12 protein-coding genes are annotated in these 12,984 nt (G+C 61.1%); 4 read left to right on the plus strand and 8 right to left on the minus strand.

Annotated features, from left to right (window positions below):
• Window positions 1–114 precede the first annotated feature (114 nt).
• The 3 genes from HCI85_RS18115 (at window position 115) to HCI85_RS18125 (ending at window position 2,814) form a co-directional block, all read left to right on the plus strand.
• Window positions 115–375 (plus strand): DUF4212 domain-containing protein, encoded by a 261-nt coding sequence (locus tag HCI85_RS18115; RefSeq protein WP_160089562.1) that lies wholly within the window; start codon window positions 115–117, stop codon window positions 373–375.
• A gap of 3 nt (window positions 376–378) precedes the next feature.
• Window positions 379–2,148 carry a sodium:solute symporter family protein gene (locus tag HCI85_RS18120; RefSeq protein WP_167146780.1) on the plus strand — a complete coding sequence of 590 codons (1,770 nt, stop codon included), beginning with the start codon at window positions 379–381 and terminating at the stop codon, window positions 2,146–2,148.
• Between the two features lie 159 nt (window positions 2,149–2,307).
• Window positions 2,308–2,814 carry a hypothetical protein gene (locus HCI85_RS18125; protein WP_167146783.1) on the plus strand — a complete coding sequence of 169 codons (507 nt, stop codon included), beginning with the start codon at window positions 2,308–2,310 and terminating at the stop codon, window positions 2,812–2,814.
• A 61-nt stretch (window positions 2,815–2,875) separates the two neighbouring features.
• On the opposite strand, the gene HCI85_RS18130 is transcribed toward HCI85_RS18125, so the two are convergent.
• From HCI85_RS18130 to HCI85_RS18150, 5 genes are all read right to left on the minus strand, one after another.
• The gene (locus tag HCI85_RS18130; RefSeq protein WP_167146786.1) at window positions 2,876–3,058 is read right to left on the minus strand and encodes a hypothetical protein; all 183 of its coding nucleotides are present in this window, start codon (window positions 3,056–3,058) and stop codon (window positions 2,876–2,878) included.
• Entirely contained in the window at window positions 3,055–4,185 is a 1,131-nt protein-coding gene (locus HCI85_RS18135; protein ID WP_167146789.1) for a PepSY-associated TM helix domain-containing protein, read from the minus strand. Before HCI85_RS18135 ends, HCI85_RS18130 begins: the two co-directional genes overlap by 4 nt.
• A gap of 61 nt (window positions 4,186–4,246) precedes the next feature.
• Complete coding sequence (locus tag HCI85_RS18140; protein ID WP_167146792.1) at window positions 4,247–6,652, minus strand: TonB-dependent siderophore receptor; 2,406 nt, start codon at window positions 6,650–6,652, stop codon at window positions 4,247–4,249.
• Between the two features lie 128 nt (window positions 6,653–6,780).
• Window positions 6,781–7,734, minus strand: coding sequence for a FecR domain-containing protein (locus HCI85_RS18145; protein ID WP_167146795.1), 954 nt, complete (start codon window positions 7,732–7,734; stop codon window positions 6,781–6,783).
• Window positions 7,731–8,249 carry an RNA polymerase sigma factor gene (locus HCI85_RS18150; RefSeq protein ID WP_241693809.1) on the minus strand — a complete coding sequence of 173 codons (519 nt, stop codon included), beginning with the start codon at window positions 8,247–8,249 and terminating at the stop codon, window positions 7,731–7,733. The genes HCI85_RS18145 and HCI85_RS18150 overlap by 4 nt, the downstream gene beginning before the upstream one ends.
• Window positions 8,250–8,456: 207 nt before the next feature.
• Here HCI85_RS18150 and trhP point away from each other — a divergent pair, with 207 nt between their 5' ends.
• Window positions 8,457–9,773, plus strand: a complete 1,317-nt coding sequence (trhP, locus tag HCI85_RS18155; protein WP_167146802.1) for a prephenate-dependent tRNA uridine(34) hydroxylase TrhP — start codon at window positions 8,457–8,459, stop codon at window positions 9,771–9,773.
• A gap of 9 nt (window positions 9,774–9,782) precedes the next feature.
• Here trhP and HCI85_RS18160 read toward each other — a convergent pair whose 3' ends face one another.
• From HCI85_RS18160 to HCI85_RS18170, 3 genes are all read right to left on the minus strand, one after another.
• Window positions 9,783–10,487: a 3'-5' exonuclease gene (locus tag HCI85_RS18160; protein ID WP_167146805.1), complete on the minus strand. Its 705-nt coding sequence runs from the start codon at window positions 10,485–10,487 to the stop codon at window positions 9,783–9,785.
• Complete coding sequence (locus tag HCI85_RS18165; protein WP_167146808.1) at window positions 10,484–12,415, minus strand: putative nucleotidyltransferase substrate binding domain-containing protein; 1,932 nt, start codon at window positions 12,413–12,415, stop codon at window positions 10,484–10,486. Before HCI85_RS18165 ends, HCI85_RS18160 begins: the two co-directional genes overlap by 4 nt.
• Before the next feature lie 154 nt (window positions 12,416–12,569).
• Window positions 12,570–12,974: a phosphate ABC transporter substrate-binding protein gene (locus HCI85_RS18170; RefSeq protein WP_090255046.1), complete on the minus strand. Its 405-nt coding sequence runs from the start codon at window positions 12,972–12,974 to the stop codon at window positions 12,570–12,572.
• Window positions 12,975–12,984: the final 10 nt, after the last annotated feature.

Below are 12,984 nucleotides of genomic sequence, written 5' to 3' on the forward strand. Positions count from 1 at the left end.
AAAACGCTGCACTTATGGTGGTGTAAGACGGCTAATACCAATGTCTATCTGTCGGCCCTAGTGGCCTGCTGCTAGCTTGAAGGTGCATGAGAATAACAATAACCGGAGGAGTTTATGACTTCTGATCAAGCTAACGCTGCAGCGTACTGGAAGGCGAATGTTCGGCTGATTACCTGGAGCCTGATTGTCTGGGCCCTGGTGTCTTACGGCTTCGCCATACTTCTTCGACCGATGCTGGCAGGTATTTCTGTCGGCGGTACCGACCTTGGCTTCTGGTTCGCCCAGCAAGGTTCGATCATCACCTTTATCGGGATCATTTTCTTCTACGCCTGGAAAATGAACAAACTCGATAAACAATTCGGTGTCGAGGAATAATCCATGAGCCAGTTTGTAATCAATATGCTGTTTGTGGGCGCGTCCTTCGCGCTCTACTTCGGCATCGCTGTCTGGGCACGTGCCGGCTCGACCAAGGAATTCTACGTCGCCGGCGGTGGTGTTCACCCCGTTACCAACGGTATGGCAACTGCAGCTGACTGGATGTCTGCGGCTTCGTTTATTTCCATGGCCGGTCTGATCGCTGCCGGTGGTTATGCCAACTCTACCTTCCTGATGGGCTGGACTGGTGGCTATGTGCTGCTGGCCATGCTGCTGGCGCCGTACCTGCGCAAATTCGGCAAGTTCACTGTGCCGGACTTTATCGGTGATCGCTTCTACAGCAACGGTGCACGCCTGGCTGCAGTGGTCTGCCTGATCATCATCTGCGTCACCTACGTGATCGGTCAGATGGCCGGTGCTGGCGTGGCGTTCTCGCGCTTCCTTGAAGTGAGCAACTCCACCGGTATCTGGATCGCTGCTGGCGTAGTGTTCTGCTACGCGGTGTTCGGCGGGATGAAGGGCATTACCTACACCCAGGTTGCTCAGTACGTAGTACTGATCATCGCCTACACCATTCCTGCGGTATTCATCTCCCTGCAACTGACGGGCAATCCGATTCCGATGTTCGGCATGTTCAGCGAGCACACTGAGTCAGGTGTACCGCTGTTGCAGAAGCTCAATGAGGTGGTATCGGGTCTGGGCTTTACCGACTACACCGCGGATGTCACCAACAAGCTGAACATGGTGCTCTTCACCATGTCGCTGATGATTGGTACGGCCGGTCTGCCGCACGTAATCATTCGCTTCTTCACCGTGCCGAAAGTTGCCGACGCACGTTGGTCGGCTGGCTGGACCCTGATCTTTATCGCTCTGCTGTACCTCACTGCTCCGGCTGTGGCGTCCATGGCGCGTTTGAACCTGATGACCACCATCTATCCGCAAGGTGTCGAGGCTCCAGCACTGGCGTATGAAGAGCGTCCTGAGTGGGTGAAGAACTGGGAAAAAACCGGTCTGATCACCTGGGAAGACAAGAACAGCGATGGTCGTGTTCAGCTGTATAACGATGCAGCTCCTGCCTTCACCCCAACTGCTGAAACCCGCGGCTGGAAAGGCAATGAGTTGACCGTTAACAACGACATCCTGGTATTGGCTAACCCGGAAATTGCCAACCTGCCGGGTTGGGTTATTGGCCTGATTGCAGCGGGTGCCATTGCCGCAGCGTTGTCGACGGCTGCCGGTTTGCTGCTGGCCATTTCCTCAGCCGTGAGTCATGACCTGATCAAGACGCTGATAAATCCGAAGATCAGCGAGAAGAACGAAATGCGTGCTGCGCGGATCTCCATGGCTATCGCCATCCTGCTGGCCACCTGGCTGGGGCTCAATCCGCCCGGCTTTGCGGCGCAGGTGGTGGCGCTGGCCTTCGGTATAGCCGCGGCCACGCTGTTCCCGGCGCTGATGATGGGGATCTTCTCCAAGCGGGTAAACGACAAGGGCGCGATTGCCGGCATGCTGGTAGGTCTGGTGTTCACCGTCGTGTACATCTTCCTGTACCTGGGTTGGTTCTTCATCCCTGGCACTGCGACCTTCGCCAACACCCCGGATAACTGGATGTTCGGCATCTCGCCGCTGTCCATTGGTACGGTGGGTGCTCTGATCAACTTCGCGGTTGCCTACGCCGTGTCGCTTGCGACCGTAGCGCCGCCGAAGGAGATTCAGGAGCTGGTAGAAAGCGTACGCACTCCCAAAGGTGCTGGTGGCGCATTGAGCCACTGAGCATAATCCCCCCGGATCATGTTTGATCAGGGTCTTACTAGCGGGCCTCCTTAGGAGGCCCGTTTTATTTCCAGCTATCCATGGCGCCCACCTTTCTGGCGCGTCGCGGCGCAGCGTCATCAACTGCGCCAGGCAGTTTTTATTATCGGGAGTCAGTACATGCTGTGGACAATACTTGCCATCGTGGTTTCGGGGCTGGGGGCGGCTGGTATTGCCATGCTGCTGCGCAAACTGACGCGCAACCGTTTGCCCAAGTGGATCATTCCGGCATTTGGCGGTTTGGGCATGCTGAGCTACCAGATTTACTACGAGTACTCCTGGTTCGAGCACCAGCTGCAGCGTCAGCCTGCGGAGTCGGTGCTGGTAGCCAGCGAAAACGGCGAGGTGTTCTGGCGGCCCTGGACGTTTTTCTGGCCGATGACCAAGGCTTTCACCGTGCTCGACAGCAAAAGCCTGCAGCACCAGGATGCGGACGGTACGTCGATCGCCGCCTTTAACCTGTACCGCTTTGAAAAGCAGCATATCGACCATGTCAGCCATCAGGCGCATCTGCTCAATTGCAGCACGGCAGAGCTGCTGCCCTTGGACGCAGAGAAAAAGCCGCTGCTGGATCAGTTGAAGGTCGTCGCTAAAGAGGATGCGCTCTACCGGCAGGTTTGCCAGTAGCAGGTCGCTGCATCGTCAATTCCCCTCGCTAATCACCGGCTAGCCCTGGCCCCGTTCAGGGCTACGGGCGCCGAATTCTGCTGCGTTGCAGCAACGGCCAGCAGCCAATCACGGTCGGTAGCCCGAGGCCCAGCCAGGCCACGGCATCCCAGCCGCCATCACCCAGTAGCGCACTGATCAGGCCGATGGCGCTGAGCAGGCCGAGCAGCAGAGGCAGGGCGAAGGTCGATTGGCGCCAGTTCATGCTGGGGTCTCCGCGCGCTCACGTTGCGTCGCCGGGGTTCGCCGGCGTACCCACCAGAGGTACAGGCCGCTGCCGAGTACGATGATGGTCAGCACATCGAGCATTGCCCAGAGCACTTTCATCGGCATGCCGCCGTAGTCGCCAAAGTGCAGCGGTTGCGACATCGACAGCGCATCCATGTACCAGGGCCGCTGGCCGACGGCGGTGACGTCCAGGCTGCGCGCATCGATCAGCACCGGTGTCCACAGGTGCGCGGTGAGGTGCGTATTGCCCTTCATAAACACGCTGTAGTGGTGCTCGCTGGAGAAGCGCGTGCCGGGGAAGGCGATAAAGTCCGGCTGCATACCCGGCGTGGCTTGCGCGGCAATCGTCAGCACCTGATTGACTGGTGCACGCTCGGTTAACGGCGGCGCGTCGCGGTAAGGCGCGACCATCGCGGCCAGGGATTCGGTGCGCCAGGCGCTGATCAGCAAGTCGGCGCAGGCGCTGATCACCCCAGTCACGCCCACCACCAGTGCCCAGGTCAGGGTGACGATGCCGATCAGGTTGTGCAGGTCGAGCCAGCGCGTGCGGGTGGATTTCTCATGGCGCACTTCGGCGAATTTCAGCCGGCGCATAAAGGGTGCGTAGAGCACCACGCCGGAGATGATCGCCACCACGAACAGCACGCCCATAAAAGCCAGTAACAGCTTGCCCGGCAAACCGGCGAACATGTCCACGTGCAGACGCAGAATGACCATCAGGATGCCGCCGTTGGCTGCTGGCATCTCAACCGCCTCGCCGCTGCGCGCATCGAGCATAAAAGTGTGCGAGGAATTCGGCTCGGTGCCGGCCGTGGCGGCGGTAATCGCCACTACGCCGTTGGGTTCGTCGTCCTCGAAACCGAAATACTGCACCACTTCCCCCGGCCGATGACGTTCGGCCGCTTCGACCAGCTGTTGCAAGCTCAGGTGCGGCGCGTCCGCCGGCATCTCGCGTAGCTGAGGCGCTTCGCCGAGCAGATGCTCCAGCTCGTGGTGAAAGATCAGCGGCAGCCCGGTCAGGGCCAGCAGCAACAGAAACAGAGTGCAGATTAGGCTGGTCCAGGTGTGCACGGCAGACCAGCGGCGGATGGTGGTGGCTTTCATCGGCATATCCAGAAATGCCTACGCCGCCCGGTGTGGCGGCGCAGGGTGGCTGCGTGGGGGCTTACCAGGCGTAGTTGAGGCTGGCGGTCACGCGGCGAGGATCACCGGCATAGCAGTAGAAGCCGTCGCAGGTGGCCAGGTATTCCTTGTCGAACAGGTTGTTGGCGTTAAGTGCCACGCTGGCGCCGTGCAGGCTGCTATCGAGGTAGCCGAGGTCATAACGCACAGCGGCGTCGTAAACGGTGTAGGCGTTGGAGTGACCATCTGATGTGTCACGCACAAAGCCGATGCTGCCGACAGAAATATTGTCGGTGGCGCCGACATAGCGCGCGCCGAAGCCAACACCGAAGCCGGCTAGCGGACCCGCGGCCCAGTCATAGTCGGCCCAGATCGCCGCTTGATGCTCGGGGGTCAGCGGCAGCGCGCGGTTCTTGTCGCGCGGATCACCGACTTTGGTCATCTTGCTGTTGGCGTAGGTGTAAGAGGTGGTCAGCTTGAAATTTTCGGTCACGTTGCCGATCGCTTCCAACTCGAAACCACGAACTTGCACTTCCTCCAGAGGCTGGCTGGCCCCCAACGTGTTGGTGCTGACGATGTCCTGCCGTTTCAGGTCATACGCCGCAGCGGTGAACAGCATGTCGCTGCCCGGCGGCTGATACTTGATCCCCAGTTCATACTGTTTGCCTGTGCTCGGCTGGAATGCTTTGCCTTCACTGCCACCCGCTTCGGCCTGGAAGGATTCGGCGTAAGACATGTAAGGGGTGAAGCCGGAATCGAACACGTAGCTTAGCGCTGCGTTACCGCTGAACTGGCTGTCGCGACGGCTGTCTTGGGCATCGTTGGCGTTGTAGAACACCGAGTCGGTATCCAGTTTGTCCCAGCGGCCGCCCAGGGTCAGACGCCAGGCGTCGAGTGCCATCTGATCCTGCAGATAAAGGCCGGTGCTTGTTCGTTTCTGGTTGTAGTTCTGGAAAGCCGTGTAGGCGACACCGCTGAAGTTCTGGCCGTATATCGGGCGAATGATGTTGCTGCTGGGAGCCGTGCCGTACAGCCAGCGGTAATCGGTGTTGACGCGCAGATAGTCCACGCCGAGTAACAGCGTGTGCCCGATTGCGTTCGTGTTGAAATCAGCTTGGAAGTTGTTGTCCACAGCGAAGTGGTTGATGTTTTCGTCGTACACGTTGGCACCGCGCGCCACCGCGCCGTCATCGGCCACCGCAGTGGCCCAGCTGCCAGCGGTGATGATCTGGTTATCCAGTTCGAGCTTGCTATAGCGCAGGTTCTGATTGAACTGCCAGATGTCGTTGATGCGGTGCTCGAAGGCGTAGCCCAGGGCGTAGAACGTCTTGTCGTAGAACTCCCAGTCAGGGTCGCCAAGGTTCTTGTTGTAGTCGACCTTGCCGGCTGGGGTGTTCAGCCGGGTGCCTTGCAGTGGCAGGAACTGGCTGGTGCCGCCGGTATCATCACGGTTGAACTGGCCGAGGAAGGTCAGTTTGCTGTCGTCGGTAATGTTCCACGTCAGGCTGGGCGCGAGGTTGAAACGCTGGTCGTCCATATGCTCGATAACGGTGCCACTGTCACGGCCGGTACCGCTGAGGCGGTAGAGGAAGCGACCTTCATCGTCGATCTTGCCGGTGCTGTCGAAGCTGATCTGCTTGTGGTTGTAGTTACCGGCTTGCACCTGCACTTCATGGCTGCTTTCGGCCTGCGGGCGTCGGCTGACGGCATCCACCAGGCCGCCGGGCGGGGTCTGGCCATACACGGCCGAGGCCGGGCCGCGCAGTACGGCGACGCGTTCCAGGTTCCAGGTTTCCAGCTTGGCCATGGTGTAGCTGCCTTTGGGCAGCGGCAAGCCGTCGAGCATCTGGATCGGCTCGAAACCGCGGATCTTCATCCAGTCGGCGCGGCTGTCGCTGCCGTAACTGCTGGCAATGACACCGGGCATATAGCGCACGGCGTCATCGAGGTTCTGCACTTTGCGATCCTGCATCTGCTCGCGGGTGGCCACCGAGATCGAGCGCGGTGCTTCCAGCAGCGGTGTGTCGGTCTTGCTGCCGGTTGCAGTGCGATTGGCCAGGTAGCCGGGCGCAGGGCCCCAGGCGCTTTCCACGTTCTGCGCGGCGGTCACCGTCACATCCGGCAACGCCACCGCTGCTTGCGGCACGGATGCCAAGTTGTAGGTGCCTGCACTGTTCTGCTGCAACTGCAGGCCACTGCCACGCAGCGCCTGGTGCAGGGCTTCGAGGGCGTCGTAGTCACCTGCCACCGGGGCTGATTGTTTGCCTGCGGTCAGCGCGGGGTCGATGCTCAGCACGATACCGGCCTGGCTGGCTATCTGCGTCAGGGTGCTGGCCAACGGTGCGGCCGGCAGTTGGTAGCTATCCGCCAGGGCGGGAGCGCAGACGCTGGCAAGGCTGATGGCAGCGGCCAGCAGGCCGGGGCGAAACAGGGGCATGGCGCGGGTCATTACGAAACTCTCCTAAGCGGGAATGTATCTCAATGACCTGTTGCCGAAGCAGAATGAAAAAGTGACAGGGCTCGTTAAAAATAATTTGCCAACTTCCTGGCGTATCACCTGGCGGCACAGCGCGACACCTACTGCGCAGCGGGTACGACCCGGGTCCACCAGTTGCCAAGGCGCTCAATACGCACGGGCAAACTCGGCGGCAGGGCAGCCAAGGCCTTGTCGCTGTCGTGCAAGGGGAAGCTGCCGCTGATACGTAGATCGGCCAGGCTTGGGTCGAGGCCCAGATAACCGCTGCGGTATTCGCCCAGGGCATCGAGCAGGTCGGCCAGGCGAAGGTTGTCCGCCACCAGCATGCCGTGGCTCCAGGCTGCCGCGCTGAGTGGCGCAGGCAGCACGCTGCCAAGGCGTTGGCGTTGCATCAGCACTTGTTCGCCGCTGTGGATAATCCGTTCGCTGCTGCCTTCGGCCGGGTGAGCGGCGACGGCCGACTGCAGCACGGTCAGGCGTGTGCTGGTGCCTTCGCGGCGCACCAGAAAGCGTGTGCCGAGGGCACGCAGGCTGCCGTGTTCGGTAAGCACTACAAAGGGCCGCGAATCGCCGTGCGCGGTCTGCACGAGGATCTCACCGCTGTGCAGGCGCACTGCGCGCTGGCTGTCGCTGAATTCGATGTCCACGGCGCTGGTGCTGTTCAGGCGCACCAGGCTGTGGTCGCTCAGCAGCAGCTCGCGCTGTTCGCCACGGCCGGTGTGTTCATCGGCCAGGTAATCGCCGAGAGGGCGTTGCTGAGCCAACAAGCCGAGCACCAGCGCGCTGCTCAGCAGCAGGCCGAGCGCGGTGCCGCCCATACGCCGTAGACCTTTGCTGCGCGCACTGTGCAGCAAGGCTTGGCGAGCAGGCGCTGCGGCGGCTGACGCCAGGCGGATATCCAGGCCATTGAGTTGTTGCCAGACCCGCGCATGGTCGGGATGCGCCGCCAACCATGCGGCGAACGCATGCTGCTGTTCGGCGTTGACCGTGCCGGAGTCCAGGCACAGTTGCCATTCGATGGCGGCATCCAGCACCTGCGCCGATACCGCGCTCATTGCGGTGCTCCGTACAGGGCGATGTAGCACTGACGCAGGCCCTGAGCCAGGTACTGGCGCACGCGGGATACGGAAACGCCGAGGCGCTCGGCGATTTCCGCGTGGCCCATGCCATCCAGGCGGTTATGCAGAAAGGCCGCGCGGGCGTTGCTCGACAGCTGGCCGAGCAGGCGGTCGATCTCGCGCAGCGCGTCCAGGGCCAGCGCCTGTTCTTCGGCGCTGGGTTGCACGTCCTGCTGCTGTTGCCCGAGTTCTTCGAGGTAGGCACGTTCCAACGCGCTGCGGCGGAAGTGATCGATCAGCAGCCCTTTAGCGATGGTGGTCAGCAGCGCGCGCGGCTCGCGAGCCTGATCCAGATCACTGCGGCCGAGCAGGCGGACAAAGGTGTCCTGGCTGAGGTCTTCGGCGCGTTCCGGGCTGTACAGGCTTTTGCGCAGCCAGCCGAGCAGCCAGTCACGGTGATCGCGATAGAACAGGCCGACAACTTGCTGCTGGGTGGAATCGCCGGCCGACACGCGGACCTCGCAATGGGATATAGGAAACAAATCAAGAATTATTCGCATATGATGACAGCGCCGCCCCCTGCGCTGCAATCAGCCGATGCGCTGCCGCGATGGGTGGTTGCGCTATGCCATGACACCGCAGTGACATAGATGCAGATCAATAGCCGCTGGCCGCCGCCGCGCTAGAGTGACCGGCCCTGTTGGCTGAGCGCTTTACCCATGGCACCGACTCCGCGTTACCCCGAGCTGCTCTCGCCAGCCGGCACCCTGAAAAACATGCGTTACGCCTTCGCCTATGGCGCGGATGCGGTGTACGCCGGGCAGCCGCGTTACAGCCTGCGGGTGCGCAATAACGAGTTCGACCACGCCAATCTGGAGGCGGGTATCCGCGAGGCGCATGCCCAGGGCAAGCAGTTCTATGTGGTGGTCAACATCGCGCCGCACAATGCCAAGCTGAAGACCTTTCTGCGTGACCTGCTGCCGGTGGTGCTGATGGGCCCGGATGCGCTGATCATGTCCGACCCCGGCTTGATCATGTTGGTGCGCGAACACTTCCCACAAATGCCGATTCATCTGTCGGTGCAGGCCAATGCGGTGAACTGGGCCAGCGTGAGGTTCTGGCAACAGCAGGGCTTGAGCCGGGTGATTCTGTCGCGCGAGCTGTCGCTGGAGGAGATCGCCGAGATCCGCAGTGAGGTGCCGGGCATGGAACTGGAGGTTTTTGTCCACGGCGCGTTGTGCATGGCTTATTCCGGGCGCTGCCTGCTGTCGGGTTATATCAACAAGCGCGATCCCAACCAGGGCAGCTGCACCAACGCCTGTCGCTGGCAGTACCAGGCCACTCCGGCCGGCGAGAACGAACTGGGCGAGGTGGTGCAGATTGTCGAACCGACCTTAGGCGTGGGTGCGCCCACCGAGCAGCTGTTTCTGCTGGAGGATGCCAGTCGCCCTGGCGAGCAGATGGCCGCCTATGAGGACGAGCACGGCACTTACATCATGAACTCCAAGGACCTGCGCGCAGTGCAGCATGTTGAGCGCCTGGTGCAGATGGGCGTGCATTCGCTGAAGATCGAGGGCCGTACTAAATCCCACTATTACGTGGCGCGCACCGCTCAGGTGTACCGCAAGGCCATTGATGATGCGGTGGCCGGCAGGCCCTTCGACAAATCCCTGATGAATACCCTGGAGTCCCTGGCCCATCGCGGCTACACCGAGGGTTTTCTGCGCCGCCATGTGCACGATGAATATCAGAACTATGAGCGCGGCAGCTCGGTGTCCGAACAGCAGCAGTTTGTCGGTGAACTGACCGGCGAGCGGCGTGGCGAACTGGCCGAAGTGCGGGTAAAAAACCGCTTTGCCGTTGGCGATGGTCTGGAGCTGATGACGCCCCAGGGTAATCTGCGCTTTACCCTCGAGCAGCTGGAAAACAGCAAGGGCCATGCTGTGGCAGTCGCGCCGGGCGACGGCCATGTGCTCTACCTGCCTGTGCCACCTGAGGTGCAGCTGGAGTATGGCCTGCTGATGCGCGATCTGTAGGCGCTGCTCTTACATCGAATGCGCGCGCTGGCGACGACGGCTGTTGAGTTGCTGCAGCAGTGCCGGCAGGTTGTCGAGGTGCTGCTGGCGCGCCTTGCTGAACAGAATCAGCGCCAGCTCTGCAGTCACCAGTGCGTCGGCGCTGGCGTGGTGACGTTGTTGTACCTGCAGGCCGAAATGCTGCGTCCAGTCGTCTAGGCCTGCATGCGGCAGTTTTGCCTTGGGGCAGACCAGCGGGGCGATTTCCGCGACATCGAAGAAGGCATGCTGCAAGCGGTAGCCCAGGCTCTGCTTGAGCGCGCGGGCCAGCATGCGCTGGTCGAACTCGGCATGGAAGGCCAGCAACGGACTGTCGCCGACAAACTCCATAAAGCTCAGCAGGGCTTCGGCGGGCTCCTCGCCATTGGCGATTTCGCTGGGCGCAATGCCATGGATCAGCGTGCTGGCGCTGGCCTGGTGGCCTTCGCGGAGCAAGGTGCATTCGAATTGCTGACCAAGGTCGATGGCGCCCTGGTTGATTACCACCGCGCCAATGGACAGGACTTGATCGCGGCGCATATTCAGTCCGCTGGTTTCCAGGTCCAGCACCACTAAGCGCTGCTCATTCAGTGGACCATCGTTAAGGTAGGAGGTCTCGTCCAGCGCCTGTCGGCGCTTGAGTTGTGCTTGAGTCAGAGCCGGTCGTTGCCCGGTAAACCAGGTGAACTTGCTCATAACTGATACCTCTGCGCCAGGCTGCTCTGCAGGCGCTGTGCCTGGCGGAACGATTCACGCAGGATGCGCCGGTCGAGGTGGTTGAGGTGATCGGGATCGACGCGGTTGGAGTAGGGCAGGCCATCGCGTGCCTGCAGCTGATGCTGCTGCATCCGTGCCTGCTGAATGTAGTGGTAGGCCTCTTCATAGGCTGCGCCATCCTGGGCTTCGATCACCCCCTGCTGAATCAGCGCGCGCAGGCGCTCCAGGGTGTTACAGGCGTTCACGCCATGGGCCAGGGCCAGCAGGCGGGCGCCATCAACAAAAGGCGTCAGGCCCTGCACTTTGAGGTCCAGGGTGTCCTTCTCAGCACCGCTGCGAGCGACCACAAAGTCACGGAACATGCCCACCGGCGGTCGTTGGCGCAGGGCGTTTTCCGCCAGCATGCGCTGAAACAGGCTATTGCCGGCCACCTGCTGCAGCAGTCCTTCGCGCAGGTGATCGCAACCCTCGGTTGCGCCCCACACGGCACGCAGGTCGAAATAGATACTCGAAGCCAGCAGGTTCTCCGGCGTGGCTTCCTGAACAAAACTGCTGAAGCGCCGTGACCACTCGTGGCGTGACAGGCACAGCTCGGGGTTGCCGGCCATGATGTTGCCCTTGCATAGAGTAAAGCCGCACTGCGCCAGGCGTTGGTTGATCTCCTGGGCCAGCGGCAGCAGGCGGCCGCGCATGGCCGCGGCTTCGGCTGCATCGGCGGCTTCGAAGAGGATGCCGTTGTCCTGATCGGTGTGCAGCGTCTGTTCGCTGCGGCCTTCGCTGCCGAATACCAGCCAGGTGAACGGTATGCCAGGGTCGCCCATGTCTTCCAACGTCAGCTCAATCACCCGGCAGACAGTATGGTCGTTGAGCAAGGTGATCAGCTGGGTGATCTGCGTCGAGCTGGCGCCGTGGGCGAGCATGCTGTCGACCAGCTGGCGTACATCGCTGCGTAGCGCTGCCAGGGTTTCCACCCGCCCGGCGTGGCGAATGGTGCGCGCCAGATGCACCAGATCGACCCGCTGCAGGCTGAACAGGTCCCGCTCGGAAATCACCCCGCACAGCTGGCCATGCTCAACCAGGCAGACGTGGGCGATATGCCGCTCTGTCATGGCCATCGCCGCATCGAAGGCGCTGGCATCCGGTGGCAGATCAAAGGGTGATTGCGTCATCAGGCAGTCGATGGGCTGCGCCAGATCGACACCGTCAGCCACCACACGACGCAGGTCGCGCAGGGTAAAAATGCCCAGTGGTTTCAGTTTGGGATCAACGATCACAATGCTGCCGACCTGCTGCTCATGCATCAGCTTGACCGCATCACGCAGTGGCATGTCCGGGCTGCAGCTGATCGGGGTGCGCATGGCCAGCTGGCCGAGGCGGGTGTCGAGCGAATACTGCGCGCCAAGGGTTTCCACTGCGCGCATCTGCACCTGCTGGTTGACCTGATCGAGCAGGCTGCTGACACCGCGCAAGGCAAAGTCGCGCAACGGGTTGGACAATGAGAACAGCTTGATAAACGCCGGCTTGTTCAGCAGCAGGCAGAAGGTGTCTTCGGCGGCCAGGTGTTCGGTGCGGGTGGCGCGCTCGCCGATCAGCGCAGCCAGCGGGAAGCATTCACCGCTGGTGATCTCGAAGGTGGTTTCCGTGCCGCGCCGTGCCGAATGCGGGCGCTCGCCATGCACGCGGCCCTGTTTGACGATGTAGAAGTGCTCAACCGGGCCGTCGGTCGGCTTGATGATGGTTTCACCTTCGCCATAAAACCGCAGCTGGCAGTTCTCCACTAGGTACGCCAGGTGGGCGGCATCCATCTGATTGAACGGCGGAAATTTCTGCAGAAAGGCCATGGTGCCATGGATGTTCTGCAACACCGCCGTTTTGCCCGCTTGGGCGATTGCATCTGCGCTGCTCATGGGCGGCCTCACGGTTTTCTCTATGAGCATGATCGACTGGCGCTGTGGGGTAGGCCATTGGACGTAAGTCTAGGCGTTTGGCGGCCTGTGCAAGAGGCATAAAAAAGCCCTTGGATTTTTCAATCCAAGGGCTCTGATGAAGATGCTGCAATGATTAAGGCAGGGTAAAGAGAACCTTCACACTGTCATTCACTGCGGCGGCATCTACATAGCCAATCGCATCGGCTTCAGCGGCCACCTTGGCGATGACATCAGCGTCGCCGCCAACGCTTGGTAGCGGTTGACCCTTACCAGTGAACACGAGTCCAGACCAGTACGATTTGAGCTGTGATTCACTCTTGTTGGTCACTGCACTGTAGAACTTGTCCTTGGTTGCAGACCAATCCTTGTGGTCAACGCCTTTCATGGACTTGTCTTTGCCCAGAAAGATGTTGCTGACGTCTGCCTGGCTTGGAGCCTTGGCCGCGCCCGGATTAACGATTACTGCGACTTCGGCCTGAGCCAGCGCGCTAACGCTGAGGCACACGGCGACGCAGAGCGTTTGAATGGAATGCTTCATCAATGCTCTC

Source organism: Pseudomonas sp. OTU750018 (assembly GCF_011636575.1).
Taxonomy (GTDB): domain Bacteria; phylum Pseudomonadota; class Gammaproteobacteria; order Pseudomonadales; family Pseudomonadaceae; genus Aquipseudomonas; species Aquipseudomonas peli.